The sequence below is a fragment of the Thermocrispum municipale DSM 44069 genome, assembly GCF_000427825.1.
GTDB lineage: Bacteria > Actinomycetota > Actinomycetes > Mycobacteriales > Pseudonocardiaceae > Thermocrispum > Thermocrispum municipale.
In genome coordinates this window covers 180,646-203,196 of record NZ_ATYT01000004.1, presented here as the reverse complement: position 1 = coordinate 203,196, position 22,551 = coordinate 180,646, and the positions used below count along the sequence as shown (strand labels likewise).

The 22,551-nt window shown below is 68.6% G+C and carries 18 protein-coding genes and 1 tRNA gene; 9 read left to right on the top strand and 10 right to left on the bottom strand.

Translation table 11 applies throughout. The features are described from left to right. Positions 1-141: 141 nt before the first annotated feature. Positions 142-1,533, bottom strand: a complete 1,392-nt coding sequence (locus tag YWM_RS22180) for a threonine/serine exporter family protein (RefSeq protein ID WP_425426476.1) — start codon at positions 1,531-1,533, stop codon at positions 142-144. Positions 1,534-1,987: 454 nt separating this feature from the next. On the opposite strand from YWM_RS22180, the gene YWM_RS0104345 reads away from it, so the two are divergent. Then, a tRNA-Thr gene (locus tag YWM_RS0104345) sits at positions 1,988-2,063 on the top strand. A 125-nt stretch (positions 2,064-2,188) separates the two neighbouring features. Here YWM_RS0104345 and YWM_RS0104340 read toward each other — a convergent pair. After that, on the bottom strand, positions 2,189-3,745 hold the full coding sequence (locus YWM_RS0104340) for a hypothetical protein (protein WP_169720958.1): 1,557 nt from the start codon (positions 3,743-3,745) through the stop codon (positions 2,189-2,191). A gap of 234 nt (positions 3,746-3,979) precedes the next feature. Here YWM_RS0104340 and YWM_RS0104335 point away from each other — a divergent pair, with 234 nt between their 5' ends. From YWM_RS0104335 to YWM_RS0104305, 7 genes are all read left to right on the top strand, one after another. Beyond that, complete coding sequence (locus YWM_RS0104335) at positions 3,980-5,608, top strand: AMP-binding protein (protein ID WP_028849679.1); 1,629 nt, start codon at positions 3,980-3,982, stop codon at positions 5,606-5,608. Between the two features lie 312 nt (positions 5,609-5,920). Further along, positions 5,921-7,579, top strand: coding sequence for an acetate--CoA ligase (locus YWM_RS0104330; RefSeq protein ID WP_052344545.1), 1,659 nt, complete (start codon positions 5,921-5,923; stop codon positions 7,577-7,579). Positions 7,580-7,622: 43 nt separating this feature from the next. Then, entirely contained in the window at positions 7,623-9,749 is a 2,127-nt protein-coding gene (locus YWM_RS22175) for a hydantoinase/oxoprolinase family protein (RefSeq protein ID WP_052344544.1), read from the top strand. Further along, entirely contained in the window at positions 9,746-11,770 is a 2,025-nt protein-coding gene (locus YWM_RS22170) for a hydantoinase B/oxoprolinase family protein (protein ID WP_052344543.1), read from the top strand. Before YWM_RS22175 ends, YWM_RS22170 begins: the two co-directional genes overlap by 4 nt. 18 nt (positions 11,771-11,788) lie before the next feature. Further along, the gene (locus tag YWM_RS22165; protein WP_156914636.1) at positions 11,789-12,517 is read left to right on the top strand and encodes a TetR/AcrR family transcriptional regulator; all 729 of its coding nucleotides are present in this window, start codon (positions 11,789-11,791) and stop codon (positions 12,515-12,517) included. Positions 12,518-12,525: 8 nt separating this feature from the next. After that, positions 12,526-13,269, top strand: a complete 744-nt coding sequence (locus YWM_RS0104310) for an SDR family NAD(P)-dependent oxidoreductase (protein WP_043659612.1) — start codon at positions 12,526-12,528, stop codon at positions 13,267-13,269. Then, positions 13,266-14,318 carry a zinc-binding dehydrogenase gene (locus tag YWM_RS0104305; RefSeq protein ID WP_028849676.1) on the top strand — a complete coding sequence of 351 codons (1,053 nt, stop codon included), beginning with the start codon at positions 13,266-13,268 and terminating at the stop codon, positions 14,316-14,318. The genes YWM_RS0104310 and YWM_RS0104305 overlap by 4 nt, the downstream gene beginning before the upstream one ends. Here the strand turns inward: YWM_RS0104305 and YWM_RS0104300 are convergent, their stop codons facing one another. After that, positions 14,319-14,699 carry a hypothetical protein gene (locus YWM_RS0104300; protein ID WP_028849675.1) on the bottom strand — a complete coding sequence of 127 codons (381 nt, stop codon included), beginning with the start codon at positions 14,697-14,699 and terminating at the stop codon, positions 14,319-14,321. 108 nt (positions 14,700-14,807) lie between these two features. Between YWM_RS0104300 and YWM_RS0104295 the strand changes: the two genes are divergently transcribed. Further along, positions 14,808-15,563 carry an MBL fold metallo-hydrolase gene (locus YWM_RS0104295; protein ID WP_028849674.1) on the top strand — a complete coding sequence of 252 codons (756 nt, stop codon included), beginning with the start codon at positions 14,808-14,810 and terminating at the stop codon, positions 15,561-15,563. On the opposite strand, the gene YWM_RS0104290 is transcribed toward YWM_RS0104295, so the two are convergent. From YWM_RS0104290 to YWM_RS0104260, 7 genes are all read right to left on the bottom strand, one after another. Then, positions 15,538-16,719, bottom strand: a complete 1,182-nt coding sequence (locus YWM_RS0104290; protein WP_028849673.1) for an epoxide hydrolase family protein — start codon at positions 16,717-16,719, stop codon at positions 15,538-15,540. The genes YWM_RS0104295 and YWM_RS0104290 overlap by 26 nt on opposite strands. 55 nt (positions 16,720-16,774) lie before the next feature. Beyond that, on the bottom strand, positions 16,775-17,575 hold the full coding sequence (locus YWM_RS0104285) for a hypothetical protein (protein WP_156914635.1): 801 nt from the start codon (positions 17,573-17,575) through the stop codon (positions 16,775-16,777). A 9-nt stretch (positions 17,576-17,584) separates the two neighbouring features. Continuing rightward, a complete protein-coding gene (locus YWM_RS26565; protein WP_211232427.1) occupies positions 17,585-18,154 on the bottom strand; it encodes a hypothetical protein in 570 nt (189 codons plus the stop codon). Between the two features lie 75 nt (positions 18,155-18,229). After that, positions 18,230-18,970, bottom strand: a complete 741-nt coding sequence (locus YWM_RS0104275; RefSeq protein WP_028849670.1) for a GntR family transcriptional regulator — start codon at positions 18,968-18,970, stop codon at positions 18,230-18,232. A 9-nt stretch (positions 18,971-18,979) separates the two neighbouring features. Further along, positions 18,980-20,125 (bottom strand): acyl-CoA dehydrogenase family protein, encoded by a 1,146-nt coding sequence (locus tag YWM_RS0104270; protein WP_028849669.1) that lies wholly within the window; start codon positions 20,123-20,125, stop codon positions 18,980-18,982. A gap of 10 nt (positions 20,126-20,135) precedes the next feature. Then, a complete protein-coding gene (locus tag YWM_RS0104265) occupies positions 20,136-21,317 on the bottom strand; it encodes a CaiB/BaiF CoA transferase family protein (RefSeq protein ID WP_028849668.1) in 1,182 nt (393 codons plus the stop codon). Next, entirely contained in the window at positions 21,314-22,504 is a 1,191-nt protein-coding gene (locus tag YWM_RS0104260; RefSeq protein ID WP_028849667.1) for an MmgE/PrpD family protein, read from the bottom strand. The genes YWM_RS0104265 and YWM_RS0104260 overlap by 4 nt, the downstream gene beginning before the upstream one ends. Between the last annotated feature and the right edge of the window lie 47 nt (positions 22,505-22,551).

Below are 22,551 nucleotides of genomic sequence, written 5' to 3'. Positions count from 1 at the left end.
GGCCCGATGCCGCTGCATGCGGGTCGGCGGCCGACGCTCGTGCACCGGCCGCCGACCCGCGACAAGCCCTACTGCACTTCGTGTGCGACGGCTGCAGCGGTCCGGCCACGGATGGGCCGGCGGCCGAGCTGGAAGCGGGGCTTACTGCAGTTTCCTGCGCGACGGCCGCAGCGGGCCCGCCATGCGTGGACCGGCCAGTTTCCGCTCGAGACGCCCGAGCTGGGTGCGCACCGGCTGCGCCAGGTACTCGCCGAACACCACGCCGGCGGCCAGAGCCAGCCCGACCGCGAAGGCCTGCATCAGCGTGCCGAGCTGGCCGCCCGGTTCGACGCCCGCTTCGTACAGGCCGCGGAAAGCCAGCAGACCGGGCAGCAACGGCGTGATACCGGAGACCGCCACCACCAGCGGCGTGACGCGCAGCCGGCGCGACAGCACGCCACCGCAGAAACCGAGCAGCACGGCCGCGAGCGCGGTCGCGGTGATCTTGTCGGCCTCGGCCAGCCGGAGCACGCTGTACACCGTGGTGCCCACGCCACCTGCGGTCGCCGCCAGCAGGAGCGCACGCAGGCGGGCGTAACTGGCCAGCGCGAAGAAGCCCGCGGCGGCCGCACCGGCCACGATCTCGACCGGCAGGCTGATGGCGCTCGGGCCGGGCAGCGTGGGCAGCGGCGCCCTGGGGATGCCCAGCGTCAACGCCAGCTGCAGGGCGATCACCACACCGGTGACCAAGCCCGCCGTCATCATGATGACTTCCATCGTCCGGCCCGCCGCCGTGACGTTGTAGCCGGTGACGGCGTCGTGCACCGCCGAGACGGTGCCCAGCCCGGACAGCAACACCGTGATCGCGGCGGCGGCGACCAGGCTGGGTGACTCGAACGGCAGGTCGCTGCTGAGCGCCAGCACGCTGAACAGCGACGCGATCAAGCCGCCGACGACCTGCTGGAAGAACAGCGGCAGCGCGCGCCGGTTCAGGATGCGACCTACCCGGTCGATCAACGCACTGACCACGAAGGCCAGGGCCGCGGTGAGCGGGTCACCGCCGATCAGCACGGTGATCGACGCGGCCATGGCGCCCAGCGCGAGCGTGGCAACCCACCGCGGGTACGGGTGCGGCGCCTCGTTGATCCGGTTGATCTCACTGGCCGCCGTGTGCACGTCGACCCGCCCACGGGTGATCTTGGTGACCAGCTCTTCCGTCTCGCTCAACCGCGTGTAGTCCATGCTGCGGCTACGCACGACGCGCACGGCGGTGATGGGAGAGGCTTCCGAACCGCGGTGGCAGGTGACGGTGATGGACGTGCCGACGACGTTGACCTCGCACTGCGGGAGACCGAATCCGTCGGTCACCGCGAGAATGGTGGCGGTGACGTCGGAGGCACCCGCGCCGGTGGCCATCTGCACTTCGCCGATGCGCAGGGCAGTGTCTAGTGCGAAATGGATCGACCCCTCGTCGAGCAGCCGTGGCCCAATGGGCTGAGGCGGAGCAGTCTGCTCCGGCACCCGTACACGATGCTGCCTCGCCAAGAGTTTCACGTCGTCCACCTCCCACTTCGTCCCGCGCCTTGTTACGCCGTCCGGCAGGTCCATCGGCGTCGTCCAGGCGACCGTTGCACGCTTGATCCGTGGCGTCCATCACGATTGGTCGCGTCGGCGAAATGGGGCCGTTGCGGCGTCGTGAAAGTGGTGGATGAACGGCGTCTGAACTGCCGTTTCCGGCCCACGGTGGAGTGGCAACCCCGCGGCGGATCAAGCGCCGATCAACCCTCCGTTTCCAGTCTGGCGCTTTGTGGCTTTCTTGCCACTTGAGCGAGTGGCGGGTGGACGGCTCGCGGGCGCCGCACCCAGGGGTTCGCGGGCCGCGAGGCGACTGCTTCGGGCACGGGTGGGCAGGTTCTCGGCGCGCGCGGAGGCAAGTCCGGCGATCAGGCGGGGCAGTCGCTTCAGTCCGGGCGACCGGGGCCTACGATGGGGGTGGCCGAACGGCCGCGCCGACATAGCTCAGTTGGTAGAGCAGCTGTCTTGTAAACAGCAGGTCAGGGGTTCGAGTCCCCTTGTCGGCTCCACGTTTCCCAGTGATGCCGCAGCGAGTGACTGCGGGTCGACCCGCCTCCACGTGACTGGTGTCCAGCCCGCAAGCACGCTCCGGTGAGCTTGTGCATCCCGCCCAGCCCGGCCGGAACCGGCAACGTCAGTTCAGCCACTTCGTGACGGTTTCCGTCATCGCCTGGTTGATCTTGTCGGGCAGGTCGGAGGAGACCTTCGGCTTGTCGAGTCCAGGGGCCTGCATCTGTACCTCGATACGCAGCCCGCCACGGTCGTCGAGGCTGCCGGCGTGCGAGACCACCACGCCGTAAACGTCCTTGTCGTCGCTGTAGAAGGTGGCCGCGGGCTTGCCGGCCAGCTGCGTTTCCTGTGCCTGGGACGAGCTCAGCGGCACCTTCGCCACGTCGCGTGCCTTCATGAAGGTGGGCACGACCTCGGTGACGACCTCGATCTTCTTGTCCGGCTCGACGAAGATGCACTGATTTCTTTCGCGGTCGACGACCGGCTCGAGCTTCGCCGACACCTTCGCCTTGACCCCGTCGAGGAACACCGCGCAGATCACGTGCGGGTTCTGCTGAACCTGGGCGGCGATGGCCTCGTAGCCCTTCGGTGGCGCGACCTCCTGGTACTCCTCGCAGTCCTTGTCGCCGCGGCTGAAGTTCCGGCACGCCCCCGTCGTCGGGCTGTCCGGATCGTTCGGCCCGTACAGCAGCTTGGTGGCCGGCTTCGCCGGATTCTCCGGCTTCTTCGCGGCCAGCTGGATGATCTTCTCGGTCAGCCCGTCCGCCAGTGTGCAGGGCGCCTCGAGGGTGATGACGGTGTCGCCGATGTCGCCGCGCCCGAGCCGCTGCACCCACTCGCGCTCACAGGTGTCAGACCGGTCGTCGGTGGCGACCTTCTTGCCCGCGATCTCGCGCGTCTGCGCAGTGGAGTCGAGCTCGTGGTCGAACTCGTAGCGCGCCTCGAAGTCGATCGGCTCGACGCCGGCACCCTCGGCGGGCTCAGCCTTGCAGCCGCTCAACGGGTCGTCGTCGCCATCTGGCAGGTAGGTGTACTTGTCGGGTTCGCTCAGGCTCTGTTTGACCAGCGTGCACCCGTCCCACGCCGCCAGGGGCCAGGCGGCGGACTGCTTGACCGAGTACGGCTTGCGCAGTTTGCCCACGGCGTACTTGGCCCAGCTGCGCACCGACTTGCAGGTCGCGGCGACGGTGCCGGACTTGGCGCGCTGCAGCTCGATGCCGAGCGTGAAGCTCACCGGGATGGTCACCGTGCAGGCGTCGTCGTCGCGGGCTTCGTAGGCTTTCGCTCCGGCGACGGTCAGCGGCTTCTGGTCGAGGCGTGCATCCGCAGGGAACGAGACGCCCACCTTGACCCCTGCGGCTTTCGTCGCGACGTACTCGTCCTCGTTCACCGCGACACAGGCATGCGGGCCGTCGGGGTAGATGTCGTACTTACGCAGCTGCTTCTTGTCGACCAGTGCGCACGGGTCGATCTGCCGCAGCGCGGCCAGGATCGCTTCGTGCTCACGGTCTTGCGGCTGATTCGTGGGCGCGGGCGCGGGACCTGGGGCGCCCGCGGGCCCGGGAGCGCCGCTGCTCGGCACCGGTGCGGCACCAGGTGGCACGGCTCTGCCGTCGACGGTTGAACTGCACCCGGACACGATCAGGCAACCGGCTACCAACGCCAGCACAGAGCGTCGCATGCTCCCCCTCGTTCTCGATCTCCCCAGCCGACCAGGCGGCATCCTCCCACATCTTCCCGGCGCGAGGGCGACGGTGTGGCGGGGTCTCCGGTTGTGCACCGGTTCGTGCGACCGTGCACCCACCTCATCGGCTGTCATGGCGCCCGCAGCGAATCCGGCAAATCAGGGGAGCGCAATCCGGCCCCGTTCGTGCCAAACTCGGGTATCTCGCAGCGACGCGTGAGGAGGAAGTCAATGCCGGTCCCTGCCCAGCTCAGCTACAGCTCCGGAACCTCCGACGTCCCCCTGCTCGGGGACACCATCGGCGCGAATCTGGATCGCACGGTCGCCGCTTTCCCCGATCGTGAGGCGCTGGTCGACTGCGCGTCCGGGCGGCGCTGGACGTACCGCGAGTTCGTTGACGACGTCAACACCGTTGCGCTCGGGCTGGCCGCCCGCGGCATCGGTAAAGGCGACCGCGTGGGCATCTGGTCGCCGAACCGCGCGGAGTGGACGCTGGTGCAGTACGCGACCGCCAAGCTCGGCGCGATCCTGGTCAACATCAACCCGGCCTACCGCACGCACGAGCTCACCTACGTGCTCAACCAGGCAGGCATCCGCATGTTGATCGCGGCGCCGTCGTTCAAGACCTCCGACTACGCCGCCATGATCGACGAGGCGCGGCCGGACTGCCCGAAACTGACCGACGTCATCTTGTTCGACGGCCCGAGCTGGGACGACGTGCTCGCCGCGGGCAAGAAGGGCGACCCGGCGACGCTGGACGACATCGAGCTCACCGCCGACGACCCGATCAACATCCAGTACACATCGGGCACCACCGGGTTCCCGAAGGGTGCCACGCTCAGCCACCACAACATCCTCAACAACGGGTTCTTCGTCGGCGAGCTGTGCTCGTACACCGAGGAGGACCGCATCTGCATCCCGGTGCCCTTCTACCACTGCTTCGGCATGGTCATGGGCAACCTGGCGGCCACCAGCCACGGCGCCTGCATGGTCATCCCCGCGCCCGGTTTCGACCCGACCGCGACGCTCAAGGCGGTGGCCGACGAGAAGTGCACGTCGCTGTACGGCGTGCCGACCATGTTCATCGCGGAGCTGGCCGACCCGACGTTCGAAGACCACGACCTGTCCAGCTTGCGCACCGGCATCATGGCGGGGTCGCCGTGCCCGGTGGAGGTGATGAAGCAGGTCATCGAGCGGATGGGCATGACGGAAGTGACCATCTGCTATGGCATGACCGAGACCTCGCCGGTGTCCACCCAGACGCGCGCCGACGACTCGCTGGACCGCCGCGTCTCCACGGTCGGCCGGGTACACCCGCACCTCGAGGTGAAGATCATCGACCCGGAGACCGGGCTGACCGTTCCGCGCGGCGAGCCGGGCGAGCTGTGCACCCGTGGCTACTCGGTGATGCTGGGCTACTGGGAACAGCCGGACAAGACCGCCGAGGCCATCGACACCGCGCGCTGGATGCACACCGGCGACCTCGCGGTGATGGACGAGGACGGCTACGTGCAGATCACCGGCCGGATCAAGGACATGGTCATCCGCGGCGGCGAGAACATCTACCCGAGGGAGATCGAGGAGTTCCTCTACACCCACCCGGACATCCAGGACGTGCAGGTCATCGGCGTGCCGGACGAGAAGTACGGCGAGGAACTCATGGCATGGGTGATCCTGCGCGAGGGCGCCGAGGAGCTCACCGCGGAGAAGCTGCGCGAGTTCTGCCAGGGCAAGCTCGCCCACTACAAGATCCCGCGCTACGTGCACATCGTGGACGAGTTCCCGATGACCGTGACCGGAAAGGTGCGCAAGGTCGAAATGCGCGAAATCGCCGGCAAGTTGTTGGGTAAGGACAAATAGCGCGGCAATATTCGCCCGACAGCCACTGGCACACCGCTGGCGAAACGCCATCGCGTCGTCGCGGCCGGGCCGTCAGCCTCGGTCGCGGCGACGCGAATTTTGTGCCTGTGACCAGCGAAGACAGCGAGTGCTGCGGCTGAGAATTGGCGGTCGAATCGATTGCTCGCCGGCGTTTGTGCGGTTTTACAAGCGCGACTGCCTCGTCTCGTTCGGCGTATTGACGGCCGAAATGACGTCCCGCACTGTAGTGGGCACTCAGTACAGGCAACGTCGCCCGGGACGGCGGCACGGCGGTGTCGAGGAGGCAGCCGAATGAGCGATGTGCGCCCAGTCGACGTCCACGAACTCCTCGCGGAGCGGGACATGTCCATCGACGAGGTGTGGGCGGCCGCGGAAGCTCGGCTGGACCGCCCGGTGTCGGAGGGGTTGAACACCGCGCACGAGGCGTGTGACCGATGGGCGCGCGACCGGGCTCGCCTGGCGATGATCGTCCGCCACCCGGACGGCAGCAGCGAGCGCTGGACGTTCGCCGATCTGGCCGCGGCTTCCAGTCGTTTCGCGACCGCGATGCGCGCGGCAGGTATCCGGCGGGGCGATCGGCTCGCCGCGCTGCTGCCGCAGGGCATCGAGGCCTACATCGCCGCATTGGCCGCCTGGCGTTCCGGCGTGATCTACATGCCGCTGTTCGTCGGCTTCGGGCCGGACGCGCTGGCCGAGCGGCTCAACGGTGGAGAGCCGAAGGCCATCGTGGTCGACCACCGCTATCGGGATGCGTTCGAGTCGGCGCGGCATCTGCTCACCGGTGATCCGCACGTTTACACCGTCGTCGGGGGACGCGGTGGCGGATTGCTTGCCGGAGATCGAAGTTTCTGGGCGGAAATAGACCGGCACCCCGCTGATACGCCAGTTCTGCACACGGCGGCGGACGAACCCGCGACACTGATCTACACCAGTGGGACGACCGGACCGCCGAAAGGCTGCATTCAGCCCCACCACCTGTTGCTCACGATCCAACCGTTTCTTCGCCACACGTTCGCACTGCAACCGTCGGACATGCTTTTCTCCGGTGCGAATCCCGGGTGGTCCTACGGGCTTTACACCACGGGGATCGGGGTCATGGCGCTCGGCTGCCCGCGAGTCGTCTACACCGGGGATTTCAAGCCGGCCGACTGGCTGAGAATCTTCGAAGAAGAACGGGTCACGTATGTCGCGGCCGCGCCGAGTGCGTTCCGGCAATTGGTCAAGGTCGCGCAGCGTTCCGGTGGCCTGCCGCCCGACATCCGCGGTGCGACGAGTGCGGGCGAGCCGTTGGACCGGCCGCTGGTGGAAGCGTGGCGCCAGTTCGGCGTGGCGGACATCCAGGACGGCTACGGCCAGAGCGAATCGGCGATGTCGCTGGCGAACCTGGCCCACTCGAAGGAGCCGGTGGTTCCCGGGGCGCTGTCGTCGGTCGTGCCCGGATTCGACGTGGCGCTGGTCGACGACGACGGCAACCTGCAGGACGAACAGGGCATCATCGCCCTGCGGAAACCGCGCTACCAGGCCAGCGTCGGGTACTGGAACGCGCAGCAGCAGTGGGATGCGCGCTGGCGTGGCGAGTGGTTCCTGACCGGCGACGTGGCCCGGCGCGACGAGGAAGGTCGCTGGTGGTTCGTCGGCCGCGACGACGACCTGATCGTCACGTCCGGCTACAACGTCGGCCCGACCGAGGTGGAAAACGTCATCCTCGACCACCCCGGCGTCGACGATGCTGCCGTGGTGGCCGCGGCCGATCCCGATCGGGGTTCGGTGGTGCGAGCCGTCGTGGTGGCCAATGGTTCCGTTCCGCAGGACCGGCTGACCGAGGAAATCCAGGCCGCCGTGCGCGAGCGCGTGGGCAGGCACGCCTATCCGCGCATCGTCGATTTCGTGGACGCATTACCGCGAACCGAATCCGGAAAAATTCGACGACACGTGCTGCGCCAGCAGTAGAAGCGGAACTGACCGGAAAACCGACCGTAAGGTGAATTTTGCAATGACGCAGTACCACATCGGCTGCGACATCGGTGGCACGTTCACCGACATCGTCGTGGCTACCAGTGACGGAGAGGTTTTCACCGACAAAGCCGACACGACTCCGCTGAATCTCGCCGACGGATTACTGCAGGCGTTGGACAACGTCGCCGAGCAAATCGGCGTGGCGGTGGAAGAATTGCTCGGCAATTGCCGCCGCTTCGTCAACGGCACGACCGTGGTCACCAACTCCATCGCCGAGCTGAAGGGCGCGCGCGTCGGGTTGATCACCACGAAGGGCTTCGGTGACAACCTGCTGATCGCCCGCTCGGCCCGCAACGCCCACCGCGACCACCACAAGCAACTGAACCTGCCACAGATCGTCGACCGTGACGACGTCGTCGAGGTCACCGAGCGGTTGGACCGCAAAGGACGCGTGGTCGTCCCGCTGACCGAGGACGAAGCGCGCCGCGCCGTGCGCGAGCTGGCCGACCGCGGCGTCGAGGCCGTCGCCGTCTCGCTGCTGTGGAGCTTCCTCAACCCGGTGCACGAGGAACTCGTCGCGCGCATCGCCGCCGAGGAGTACCCGAAGCTCTTCCTCAGCGTCTCGTCCCGGTTGCACCCGGTCATCCGGGAGTACGAGCGGACGATGACCACCGTGCTCAACTCGTTCACCGGGTTGCGGGTCGCCGAATACACCGAGCGGATCGAACGCGAGCTCGCCGAGCGCGGCCTGCGCGTCCCGGTGGCCTTCATGCAGGGTTTCGGCGGGACGCTGTCGGCCACCGAGGCACGGGACCGGCCGATCACCCTGATCGACTCCGGCCCGGCAGGCGGCGTGATCGGCGCTCGGGAACTGGCCACTCGCCTGGGCATCCGCGACGTCGTCACCGCCGACATGGGCGGCACGTCGTTCGACGTGTCGGTCCTGCAGGACGCCAAGACGATGGTGACCCAGCGGGTCATGCTGCGCGACCAGTTCCTCACCGCGTTGTCCAAGATCGACGTGTTCCCGATCGGCGCGGGCGGTGGGAGCATCGCGTGGCTCGACGCGCGCGGCATCCCGCAGGTCGGCCCGCACAGTGCCGGGGCGGAACCCGGACCGATCTGTTACGGCAAGGGCGGCACCGCGCCGACAGTGACCGACGCGTCGGCCGTGCTCGGTCTGCTGGACCCGAAGGCGTTCTTCGGCGGGCGCAGGCGGCTGGACATCGCTCCGGCGGCGGACGCGCTGCAGCGTGAGGTCGGCGAGCGGCTCGGCCTGGATGCCCGGCAAGCAGCGGCCGCCGTTTACCGCATGGTCACGTCGAACATGAGCAACGCCGTACGTGCGGTGACCGTCGAGCGGGGCCACGACCCGCGCACGTTCTCGTTGTTCTGTTTCGGCGGTGCGATCGGCATCTTCGCCGCGGACATCGCCCGCAGCATCGGCATCCGCAAAGTCGTCATCCCGTCCGACGCCGCGGTCTTCTCCGCACACGGGCTGCTCGCCACCGACGATGTCCGCACCCAGACGCGGTCGACCATGTGGAGCGGCGGTGACGCCTCGCACGTCGCGCAGAGCCTGCGTGAGCTGGAAGAAGAGCAGGTAGCGGCGCTGCGCGAGGCGGGCTACTCGGACGAGCGGATCGACATCGAGTGGCAGGGCGACTTCAAGTTCGCCGGCCAGCAGTGGGAGCTGCGGGTGCCGATCCCGCGCAAGCCCGATCTGGCCGAGGCGGACCTGGTCGCTCTGCAGGAGAGCTTCCCGCAGCGTTACGAAGCCGAGTACGGAGCGGGCACTGCGTGGGTGAACAGTCCGGTGGTGCTGATGTCGGTGCGCGTGGTCGCCACGGGCCGGGCGGAGACGTTCGAGCGTGCTCCCGCCCGCATTGGCCAGCCGGCCGAGGTCGCTCCGCGCCGTCGCCGCCCGGTCTACCTGCCGCTGGCCGGGGAGCAGCAGGACGTGGACGTCTACGACGCGGCCGATCTGGTGCCCGGATCCACCCTGACCGGCCCGGCGATGGTCGAGCATCCGCTGACCACGATCCAGGTGCCGTCGCACTGGCAGTTCACCGTCGACGAATGGAGCAACTTCATCCTCACCGACACCCGTGACCGGGCCGAGCAGGCCGACGAGCACCGGACGCTGATGGAGGCAACACGGTGAGCACGCAGACCCACCACGACACCGACGTCGATCCCGTCACTGTCGAGATCTTCTCGAAGGCGCTGGACAACATCACCGGCGAGATGGGCCTGGTGATGATGCGGGCCTCGGGCAGTCCGGTGATCGCCGAAGCGGTCGACTTCTCCACGTTCATGGCCGACGCGGACGGCGACATCATCTCCTACTCCGGGTACATCACGATGTATCTCGGTACCGCCCGCCAGGCCGTACGCCATGTGTTGCAGACCGTGCCGCGCGAGGACATCCACCCGGGCGACATGTTCATCTGCAACGACCCGTTCACCACGGGCAACGCGCACCAGGTGGACGTCGGCGTCGTCCGTCCGTTGTTCTATCGGGACGAGCTGGTCGCCTGGTGTTGGGCGGAAGCGCACGTGTCCGACTTCGGTGGCGTCGCGCCCGGCGGCTTCGCGCCGATGGCGACCGAGACGTACGGCGAGGCGCTGCGGTTGCCCGGCGTGAAGATCGTCGACCGGGGCGAACTGGTCGACGACATCTGGCGCATCATCGAGACCAACATCCGGGTGCCCAACCTGGTGCTCAGCGACATCCGGTGCTTCATCGCCGCGTGCAACCGGTGTGACGATCGGTTGCGGGATCTGCTCGACCGGTACGGCATCGAGGACTTCCGGCGCTACATCGCCATCGCCAAGGACCTCGCCGAGCAGGCGGTTCGCCATCGCATCCGGGCGCTGCCCAACGGGGTGTACGAGGCGGAGGACTTCGTCGAGCACAACGGGCACACCAACGGGCTGCACCGCGTGCACTGCCGGATGACCGTGGACGACGAGCACATGACGTTCGACTTCTCCCGGTCGGCGCCGCAGACCGACGGGTTCGTCAACGTCAGCGCGCCGATGACGCTGGGGTGCGCGATGACCCCGGTGCTGGCGTCACTGCTGTGTGACCTGCCGATCAACCAGGGCACGCTGCGGCCGATCGACGTGATCACGAAGCCGGGCACGGTGTGCGACGTGCAGATGCCTGCACCGGTCTCGTCCGGGCACATGGAGACCGGGCTGCGGGTGTGCAAGGTAGTGACGCGACTGCTGGCGGAGGTGCAGTCGGCCAGCGACGACCCGTTCGTCCGCGACCACGTCATGGCGCCCTGGCAGGACTCGTGGAACGGGGTCATCTTCTACGCGCCGGACGAGAACGGTCAGCTTGCGCCGTTCTTGGACATGCACGGTGGGGGAAGCGGTGCGGGCGCCCAGGCGGTGGCCGATGGCATGGACGTCGGTGGCGCGCTTGCGCAGCCGCAGAACAGCGTGCCGGACATCGAGATCAACGAGCTCGGTTTCCCGGTGCTGTATCTGTGGCGCAAGCTCAACACCAACTCCGGCGGGCCGAGCAAGTACCGGGGCGGCGACGGCGTCGATCTCGCCTGGACACCGTGGTACACGCCGGGCGGGCAGACCCACGTGTTCGGCGCGTGCTGGCAGGTTCCGCCGAGCGGCACGGCCGGCGGATACCCCGGCTCGACCAGCGGGTTCCATCTCGTCAGCGGTGCAGGCGCGGACAAGGTGCTCGCGTCCGGCCAGATCCCCGGACACCTGGACGAACTCGACGGAGATCTGCAGGCACTCGAGGGCAAGCAGTTCGGCTTGGTCTGCTCGCCCGGCGACGTCGTGCACCTGCACGCCGGTGGCGGTGGTGCCTACGGTGATCCGCTCGACCGGGATCCGAAGTTGGTCGCGTCCGATGTCGCCGCGGGCATCACCTCCGCGGCCGCGGCCCACGCGGCATACGGCGTGGTGATCGACAATGAGGGCCAGCTGGACGAGGAAGCCACGGCGGCGCGACGTCAGGCGATCCGCGACGAGCGGCTCACGTGGCCGCTCGAAGGCGACGTCCGGGTGCGTCGGACGCAGGCCGCGGCACGGTTGGCCGAGTTCGACCAGTGGGCCCAGCCGATGGAGCAGGTTCAGCTGGTGGAGCAGGCCGATCCGGAGACCGGCGCGTTGCTGCGGGTCGACGTGCAGGTGCTGCAGGAAACCTGAGGCACGTGGTCGCCGGTGGTGGCGGGCACCACCGGCGACCGGCCGACGAGGAAGGATGGGCCCGCCGACCGACAGTTGATCACCGAGGCGGGGCAGCAGATGCACCAGGGCAACCAGGACACCGGCGAAGCGCCGGCTCGGCGGCGAGTGAGCGCACGGCGGGAAGAAGTGCTGTCCACCATCGTCGCCACCGCGACCGAGATGTTCGCCGCGCGCGGGTACCACGCCACCGGGGTGGCTGAGCTGGGGCGGGCCGTCGGCCTGGGTGCGGGAGCCTTCTACCACTACATCGGTTCGAAGGAAGAGCTGCTGTTCACCATCGTCAAAGGCCACCTGGAGCGGGTGATCGAGTTCGGCCGAGAGCTGCTCGAACGCGACATCTCCGGGGTGGAAAAGCTGTACGAGCTGGGCCGCGAACACATGCGCCTGGTGGCGTACCGGCGGCTGGAACTGCAGGTCATGCTCCGGGAGATCGACTCGCTGACCGGGCAGCGTCGCGAGGACATGCTGGCCATGCGGCAAGCGGTGGAGGACATCTGGACCGAGGTGGTGCGGCAGGCGCAGCAAGCGGGGGAGTTGCGGGTGGTCGATCCGTTCTTCGTCAAGGTCGCCCTCGGCGCGCTGAACTATTCGGTGCTGTGGTTCCGCGCCGACGGGTCCGCCACGCCGGAGGAAATGGGTGACCGCATCATCCGCATGCTGCTCACCGGCCAGGGCGAGCAGACATCCGAGCACCGGGAGAATTAGGAGAGTCGATGGTGGACCTGCAGGGCAAAGTCGCGTTGGTCACCGGTGGAAGCCGCGGCATGGGCAGGCAGATGGTGGAGGCCTTTGCCGCGCACGGTGCGGACGTCATCGTCGCCAGCCGCAAGTACGACGGCTGTGCCGAGGTCGCCGAAGCAGTCCACCGCGAACACGGTGTGCGCGCGCTGCCCGTCGCCTGCAACGTCTCGCACTGGGACCAATGCGACGACCTCGTCGAGACCGCTTACCGCGAGTTCGGACGCGTCGACGTCCTGGTCAACAACGCGGGCCTCTCGCCGCTGTATCCGAGTCTCGCCGAGGTCAGCGAGGGCCTGTTCGACAAGGTCATCGCGGTGAACCTGAAAGGACCGTTCCGGCTGGCGGCCGCGATCGGAACCCGGATGGCCGCAGGCGACGGCGGCGCGATCATCAACATCGGCTCGATCGAAGCCATCAGACCGGATCCCGAGGCGCTGCCGTACGCCATGGCGAAGGCCGGGCTGGTGACGATGACCGAAGGCCTGGCGAAAGCGTTCGGGCCGTCGGTGCGGGTCAACACCATTCAGGCCGGCCCGTTCCTGACCGACATCTCCGCGGCGTGGGCGCCGGGAACGGAGGAGAAGTTCAATCGGATGCTCGCGCTGGGGCGGTGTGGCAGACCGGAGGAAATCGTCGGAGCCGCGCTGTTCTTCGCCACCGAGGCGTCGTCGTTCTGCACCGGGGCGACGCTGCGGCTGGACGGAGGCGTGCCGTGAGGGGGCTGGTTTACGCGGGTCCGCGGCACGTCTCGGTCACCACGGTCGCCGATCCGGTCGTGCCCGGCGAGCACGGCGCGGTCGTGCGCGTCGCCGCCGCCGGCATCTGCGGCAGTGACCTGCACATCTACCACGGTCACGGCTTCAGTTCCGACACCGGTTACTGCCTCGGCCATGAGGCCGTCGGCGAGGTGGTCGAGGTCGGTGGTGCGGTCACCAGCTTCGGTCCGGGTGATCGCGTGTTGGTGCCGGGCTCGGTCGGATGCTCGACGTGCGCGGCGTGCCGCAGCGGTGACGTGCTGCGCTGCTCGAACTTGAGCTTCGGCGAGACGATCTCGTGTTACGGCCTGAGCCACGCGCTGCCGGGCAGCCAGGCGGAGATGGTGGCGGTGCCGCACGCCGAGACGAACCTGGTCCCGGTGCCGCCGCAGATCTCCGACGAGGCCGCGGTGCTGCTGACCGACAACGCGCCCACCGCGTGGTACGGCGCCCGGCGGGCCCGGATCGCGCCGGGGGACACCGTGGCGGTCATCGGTCTCGGTCCGGTGGGGCTGATGGCCGTGCAGGCCGCGTTCGTCATGGGCGCGGCGCGCGTGGTGGGGGTCGACCGGGTTCCTGCCCGGCTCCAGCGCGCAGCGGAACTGGGCGCCGAGCCGGTCGAGGCGGACAGCGCCAAGGCCGACATCCGGACGGCGACCGCAGGCGGTACGGATGTCGCCATCGAAGCCGTCGGGAGTGACACCACGATCGCGCTCGCCATCAGCGCGGTCCGGCAGGGCGGCCGGGTGAGCGTGGTCGGAGTCAGCCACAACAAGGCGTTTCCGCTGCACATGCAGGCCATGCAGCTGAAGGAACTGGAATTCGCCATCGGGCTGTGCTCGGTGCAACGCGAACTGCCCACGCTGGTGAATCTGACCGCGGCAGGACGGTTGAAGCCCGAGGCGGTGGTGTCGCACCGGCTGCCGCTGTCGCAGGGGGTCGAGGCTTATCGCATGGTGTCCGAACGGGCAGCCGGGGTTTGCAAGGTCATCCTGGACCCGAGCCGGTAGTCAGCTCTCCGCGACAAGCAGAACCACCTGCGTGGCGATCACGGCGAGTCGCACGAGCCACTGGGCTCCCGGGCGCCACCGCCGCACCAGGGCAACCAGCAGGACGACGATGCCGACGACCCCTGCGGCGATGAGCGCGGCGGGCCACCCGGGACGCGACGTCGTCAGGCCGGTGCCGATGGCGATGGCCGAGGCCAGCAAGGCGGCGAACAGTGCGGCGTTGCGCAGGTACTCGACAGCCAGTGCCCCGACAAACGTCGAGATCAGGCCGGCGACGGCCCGGCGGCGTCGGCGTTTGTCGGTGGCTTTGTCCACAGCCTCGGCTTGCCGCATCGACGCGCGGTGCAGCAGCCCTTCGTCGTTGGTGGATTCCTCGGTCATGGCCCCCCCGACCCCGGTGCTGACGAGAACGTGCCGCCACATTACCGATGGGTAGGGTCCGAGAAAAGTGCGTGACCTGCAAGTCTGCCCGTCATTACCCTCCTTGTCGTGCGACTGAAGGTGCTGGGTGGAACGGGCGCTTGGCCCGATGCGGGGCAAGCGTGCAGCGGATATCTGGTCGAGCACGCGGGGTTCCGTCTGCTGCTCGATCCCGGCTACGCCACAGCGCCGCAGCTGCTGCGGTGGGTCCGGCCCGAGCAGGTGGACGCCGTGTACGTCACGCACGGGCATCCGGATCACTGCGCGGACCTGAACCCGTTGCTGCGGGCCCGCGCGCTGCGGGACGACCCGCCACCGGCACTCCCGCTGTACGCGCCGCACGGGGCGCTGGATGTGGTGCTCGCGCTGGACCGTCCGGGCATGCTGGACGCGGCGTACCACCGGCACGACTTCGAGCCCGGCGACTCGCTGACCATCGGACCGTTCGAAGCCAGGACATGGCTGTTGCCGCATTCGAAGCCGAACGCGGGCGTGCGGTTGGAGGCCGACGGGGTGGTGCTGGCGTTCACCGGCGACACCGGCCCGAGTCCGCACCTGAAGGAGCTCGCTCAGGACGCGGACGTGCTGATCGCGGACTCCAGCTACGTCGACGAAGTCCCGGAGGACGAACGCGGCACGTTGTTCACCGCGCGCGAAGCGGGGCGGTTGGCGACCGAGGCGGGCGTGCGTCGGCTGGTGTTGGCGCATGTGATGCCGGAAACCGACGTTATGGCCGCCCTCCAGGCGGCGTCCGCGGGCTTCGCCGGCCTGATCGAGGTTGCCTCGATCGGCCTGGAGGTCACCGTCGATGCTGCAGCACGGTAGCCAGGCCCTGCCGTAGGTCGCCGACGAAGAGGTCGGGGACCTCCAGCGAAGGGAAATGCCCGCCGGCTTCGGGCGTCGCCCAGCGCACGATCTGCCGATATCGCTGCTCGGCCCACGGACGCGGGCACTTCTCGATGTCACGCGGGTAGATGGTGATCGCCGCGGGAACGTCGACGGTGAGCCGCGGATCGACCGTGTTCACCCCGCCGTGGCTCTCGTAGTAGATCCGCGCGGCGGACGCGCCGCTGCGGGTCAGCCAGTACAACGTGACGTCGTCGAGGATCCGGTCGACGGAGATCCGCTCGAACGGGGTGTCCTCGGTGTCGGTCCACTCGGCGAACTTGTCGAAGATCCAGGCGAGCAAGCCGACCGGGGAGTCCACGAGTGAGTAGCCGATGGTCTGCGGCCGGGTGGACTGCTGTTTCGCGTACGCGGCGCGATCGCGCCAGAAGTCACGAGTGCCGTCGGCCCAGGCCCGCTCCTGGTCGGTCAAGCCGTCGGTGCTCAGCCCGGTCGGTGCCTGCGCCAACGTCGAGTGGATCCCGATGACGCGTTCGGGGAACAGGCCGCCGAGGACCGTGGTGACCACGCCGCCCCAGTCACCGCCGTGCGCCAGGAATTCGTCGTAGCTCAACCTGTTCATCAGCTCGACCCACGCCCCGGCGATCGTGGCGACGCCCCAGCCGGTGGTGGACGGCTTGCCACTGAAACCGAATCCGGCCAGGGGCGGCACCACGACATGGAACGCCGGTGCTCCCGCCGCGGTCGGTTCCGCCAGTTCGTCGACGAGATGGACGAATTCGGCGATGCTGCCCGGCCAGCCGTGCGTCAGCAGGAGCGGCGCGGCGTCCGGCCGCGGGGAGCGTCGATGCAGGAAATGAATCTGCAGGCCGTCGATCGTGGTGCTGAACTGTCCGATGTCGTTCAGGCGCGCCTCGAAAGCCCGCCAGTCGTAGCCGGAATGCCAGTAGTCGACGACATCGACGAGGTCGGCCAGCGGTACGCCTTGATCCCAGCGGCGCCTGTCCGGTGCGGCGCGGTAGACCGTCTCCACCTCGGGAAAGCGCGCGGCGGCCAGGCGGTTGCGTAGATCGTCGAGGTCGGCATCGGCGGCGCGAGCGGTGAACGGTCGCACGCTGGTGTCGTGGTGGGGCATGGCGCACCTCCGGGCAGGCTCGGACGGACGACCGAGCGGCCGAGCATAGGTGCTTTCAGGCGCGTTCGTGCTCGTGGCGAGTGACCGTGACGAGGAGGTCCGAGACACCGTGGGCGGAGGCGCACTCCGCGAGAGCTTGTGCCACCCAGCCCACCGCATCCGGCGTCCACGCCGCCAGCGACCCGTGCACCGTAAGCGTCGCGCCCGCCGGCCCGCCCCAGAACGAGTCGTCGAACGGGGTGACCGGCGCCGCCGCCGACCCGGTGACCCGGAGCGAGGTCACGACGGACTGTTCCAACCGGACGAAATCCGCGGCTGTGCGCCTGAGGGCTTCGCGGGAACCGCCCTGGCCGAGCGCGAGCTGCACCTCGGCGGACACCCGTGCTTCGGGCGCCAGTGGCGCGAACCAGCCGGCCGTGCGCATGGTCGCGACCGCATGGGGCGACCGCGGGCCGAGCCGATGCACCGGAAGCAGCATCAGCACCTTCTCGGCGGGACCGATGCCCAGCCGCTCGTTCACGGCCACAGCGGCCTGCAGGAACGGCAGCACCGGCAGCGGCCGGCCTGCGGGCACGGGATCGACTTCCACCTGGAACCACGCACGCGGACCGTCACCGTAAGAATTGCCGCCGGCGTCATTCATTCCCCACAAACCGGAGTGGTTGTCGTCCGTCAACCAACCCATCGCATCCGAGTAGGCGACGAAAAGGGAAAAATGGTCCTGCTCGTGCGGAATTTCCGGCGTGCTGGTGAATTCGCCGTAAAACGCAGCGAACATCGGAGCAGGGGAAAGCGCGGCGAGCCCCGGCGCATGCTCGTCGTCGCGATAGCGCCGGGGCATTCGTGGCGAAGTCACGGGAAAAGGCTACGCCACGCAGGCGACCGCGGCCTGCCGCATCGGTTTCTCCGCCGTGTCCCATTCGCCGACGACGTCCACGTCGACGTGATTGCGCCACTGCCTGACCGCCGTGCCTGCGCAGTCGCGGCGAGCCACCGTCCGATGGGAGCTGCCGCCTCCCGGCTTCAACTCCTTGGACTGCGAGCACGCCTTCTGGTACCAGTAGCCGTCGTCGTGCTGCATGTACAGGCAGTTGTAGACCACGGCCCGGTTGCTCGAGCAGTCGCCCTTGTCCCACCATCCGTGCCCGGACGCGGCCACCCCGGTGCTCGACCGATGCGGGTTGTCCACGCCGCTGACCGGCGTGCACGGCGGCAACGCTCGCTCCTGTTCGGCGGCGTCGGGGTTCGGGTTGTCCATCGGGATACCGAATTCATCGACCGGAATGACATTTCCCCGCTGGTCGATATAGACGTCGTCCGGGCTCGGCCGGACCGGCACGAACTCGCCGAGCGGTAACGCGATTGCCGAATTCGGTGCCGCGAAAACCGACATCAGTACGGTGGCCAGCGTGACTTGGGCAAGCTTCTTCAGCATTCATTCCCCCAGCTGTGACTTTTCCACATCCCAACATCGAACACTATCGAAACTGTGGGTCGGAGTCATCGCTCGTCAGGTGGAACTTCGCCGCAGGCGCACCCGATACGAATAGTGTTCGGGTCGGAAGTAGCTGACGGCCAGCTCGACCGGGTCGCCGTCGGTGTCCAGATACGTCCGGTCCACTCGTAGCAGCGGGTCACCCGGCGCGCACCCGAGCCGGCCGGCGACGACCTCGGTCGCGGCGACCGCGGTGATGCTTTGTTCCGCCTCGGCGATCGGCCGCTCGGCGTGCTTGTCGATCAGCCCGATGACCGTGGCGTCGCTGACCGCGCCGGACGCCCGCAGCTGCGGCAGATCGATCAGCCGCGCGCCGATGTCCGGCGGCAGCCACACCGTGGTCAGGCAGAACGACACGTCCTGATGCACCCGGCGGAAGCTGGTCCGGTACACCACGTCGGTGCTCAGCCGCAGCCGCCCGGCCGCCTCCACGTCGACCAGCCGCCGCAGCGGGTCGAGCACCACCAGCTCGGTGTCCTCGGACAGCGCGAGCAGATCCTCCACCGAGCCGAACTGGCGCAGGTACTCGCCGCTGCGTTTCGTCGCGTAGGTGCCGCGGCCGGGGATCCGCTGCACCAGGCCTTCCGCCACCAGGTCGTGGAAGGCCCGACGCACGGTCTGCCTGCTGACCTGGTACTGCGCGGCGAGCTCCGCCTCGGTGGGAAGCCGCGTGTCACCGGAGTAGCGGCCGCGCAGGATGTCCTCGCGCAGTTCCCGGGACAGCCGCGCGTAGGCCGCTTCAGGACGGACGGTCATGAGCAGACCTTATGGCAGGCCGCGCGACATGAGTTGCTCGGCGATCACCGTGCGCTGGATCTCGTTCGTGCCCTCACCGACGATCATCAGCGGCGCATCGCGGAAGTACCGCTCGACGTCGAACTCGGTCGAGTAGCCGTAGCCGCCGTGGATGCGCACCGCGTTCAGCGCGATCTCCATCGCGACCTCGGACGCGAACAGCTTGGCCATGCCTGCTTCCATGTCGCACCGCTGTCCGGAGTCGTGCCGCTGCGCGGCGAACAAGACCAGCTGGCGGGCCGCGGTGTACTTCGTGGCCATCTCGGCCAGGTAGTTGCCGATCGTCTGGTGCTTCCAGATCGGCTTGCCGAACGTCTCCCGCTCCTGCGCGTAGCGCATCGCGTCGTCCAACGCCGCGCGAGCCACGCCCAGCGCGCGCGAAGCCACCTGGATGCGGCCCGCTTCCAGGCCGTTCATCATCTGGCTGAAGCCCTTGCCTTCCACACCGCCGAGCACCGAGTCCAACGGTGTCCGGTAGTCGTCGAAGTGCAGCTCGCAGCTCTCCACGCCCTTGTAGCCCAGCTTGGGCAGGTCACGGGACACCGTCAGCCCCGGTCCGTGCTCGACCAGCAGGATGCTGATGCCGCGATAGCGCGGTTCGGCATTCGGGTCGGTCTTGCACAGCAAGGCGATCAGACCGGAGCGGCGCGAGTTGGTGATCCACGTCTTGGCGCCGTTGATCACGTAGTGGTCGCCGTCCTTGCGGGCCACGGTCTTCATCGCCTGCAGGTCCGAACCGCCGCCCGGCTCGGTCAACGCCATCGTGGCGCGCAGCTCGCCGGTGGCCATCCTGGGCAGGTAGCGCTGTTTCTGTTCTTCGGTGCCGTAGCGGGCGATCAGTTTCGCCACCACGCTGTGCCCGCCCATCGCACCGGCCAGGCTCATCCAGCCGCGCGCCAGCTGTTCGGTCACCGCCACGTAGCACGGCGTGGACACCGCGACCTCACCGTAGGGCTCGGGCACCATCAGGCCGAAGATGCCCATCTGCTTCATCTGGTCGATCAGCTCGGCCGGATAGGTGTTGGTGTGCTCCAGCTCGCGCACCACCGGCTTGACCTCGCGGTCGACCCAGTCGCGCACGGTGTCGACGATGGCTTGCTCTTCCTGGCTCAGCATGGGTGTCCTCTCACACGGTGTCGGCGGCGCGCAGCGCGTCGATGTCCTCGTCGGTGCGGCCGAGTTCACGCAGGATGGCCTCGGTGTGCTCGCCCACCGCGGGAACCGGGCCGAGCGCGGGCTCCAGCCCGTCGATGTCCACCGGCGGGCGCAGCACGGCCAGGTCGCCGCCCGGGCTCGGCACGCTGCGCCAGCGGTCGCGCGCGGCCAGCACCGGATGCTCGAGGAAGTCCTGCACCGTGTTGACCCGGCCGTTGGCCACGCGGGCCTCGCTCAGCCGCTGGATCACCGTGTCGGTGTCGAGCTTGTCGAACTTCCGCTGGATGACGGCGTTGAGCTCGTCGCGGTGTGCCACGCGCGCCGAGTTGGTGGCGAACCGGGGATCGCGCGCGATGTCGGGATCTTCCAGCAGGATGCGGCACAGCGACACCCATTCGCGCTCGTTCTGTACCGCCAGGACGACGACATCCTCGTCCCGTGTCGTGTACGGCCCGTACGGGGCGATGGTGGCGTGCTGGGCACCGACGCGCTTCGGGGCCGAGCCGCTGTACCGGGTGTAGAACGCCGGCTGTCCCATCCATTCGGCGAGCGCTTCGAACAACGAGACCTCGAGTGTCGAGCCTTCGCCGGTGGTGGCGCGGCGGAGCAGGGCGGCAAGTATGCCGGAGTAGGCGTACATGCCTGCCGCGATGTCGGCGACCGAGATGCCGACCTTGACCATGTCCTCGTCCGTGCCGGTGAGCGACACCAGCCCCGTTTCGCACTGCACCAGCAGGTCGTAGGCCTTGCGGTCGGCCCACGGGCCGGTGGTCCCGTACCCGGAGATCGTGCAGTGCACCAGCTCGGGGTGCTTGGCCCTGAGCCGTTCCGCGGTGATGCCCAGCCTGTCGGCCGCCCCCGGCCCGAGGTTGTGCACCACGACGTCGGCCCGGGCGATCAGGTCGTCGAGGACCTCCGCGCCCTCGGGTTGTTTGACGTCCAGCGTGATCGACTCCTTGGAGCGGTTGAGCCAGACGAAGTAGCTGGACTGGCCGCGCGCCGCCTGGTCGTAGCGGCGGGCGAAGTCCCCGCCGTCCGGGCGTTCCACCTTGATCACGCGAGCGCCGAGGTCGGCGAGTTGACGAGTGGCGTACGGCGCGGCCACGGCCTGCTCCACGCTCACCACCGTGATGCCCTCGAGCGGCAATGTCATGACGTGCTCCCTGGCAGTTCGGCGGACAGCAGCTCGGCTGCCCGCTTCCAGTCCACTGTGGACACCTCGGACGCTCCGCACGCGGCGAGTTTCTCCGCGAACTCGTCGTCCGACGGGGGCCGCTGCGGAGCGCCTGGCGGCAGCTCGAGCGAAGCGTGTCGTCGAGTGCCGTCACCGAGTTCGAGCACGATATCCACCGACCCGTGCAGCAGGCCTGCACCGCCCGGTTCGGTGATCACCTCGGTGGCTTTGATCAGCCGCTGTGCTTCGGGGCGCTGCACGGCCTCGTCGGTGAATGCGGCGAAGCCGGGGAAGGGGTCGAGCAGCGCGGTGGCCACGGCGTACTCCATGGAGAACTTCCCCTGCAGGCCGGTCTTCGGGCTGTGGTGATGCAGCGGCTGCACGGCGACTGCGGGCGTGCGGACGACGATCCTGATGACGTCTTCGGGTTTGACGTCGGTGACTCGCTCGCGCAGGGCCGCGATCGGGCGCTGCAGCGCGTAGCAGCAGGGGAAGATCTTGATCGCCAGCCCGTCCGGCACGGCGGGCCCGGACAGGTCGAGTTCACCGTCGGCGCCGACCAGCTGCAACCACTGGTCGAGCGCGGCCGGATCGGCTTGCGCGCCGGCAGCAGCCAGCCTTGCGGCCCGCACTCCCGCGTCGGTCGCCAGTCCGACCTGCAGTGCCTTGCCGTCGGACCCGAACGCGGCCTGGACGCCGCCCGCTTGCGGCACTGCCAGGGCAATGGCGTGCGCAATCTGCTCCTTCGACAGCCCCAATGCGACGGCGGCCCCGGCCGCGGCTGCCGGAGCGCCAGCCGTGCAGGTGACGTGCCAGCCGCTGGCGTAGTGCTGCCAGCCGAGGCGGGTGCCCAGCCGAGCCATGACCCCGGCCCCGGCCAGGTACGCACGCTCGTCGCCGCCGACCGCCAGGGCAGCGGGGACGCAGACCACGCTGATATGCGCCGTGGACGGCAGGTGCAGATCGTCGAAATCCAGCACATGCCCGACGGTGGACCAGCGCGCGGCCGCAGGCAGGCCGACGGTGAGCGACGCCATGCGCGAATCCGTCGCAGCGAGCGTCACCGCCACGGTGTCCTGCAGAGCCCGGCGGGCCAGGTCGCGGTCCGCCGCGGTGGGCCGGTAGTCGGCCGCCCAGGCCGCCAGCTGCTCCGCGGTCGTCGTCATCGCGCCTCCCGTGCCGAAATGTACGGCCAATGTTTCGTTCCGTTGCC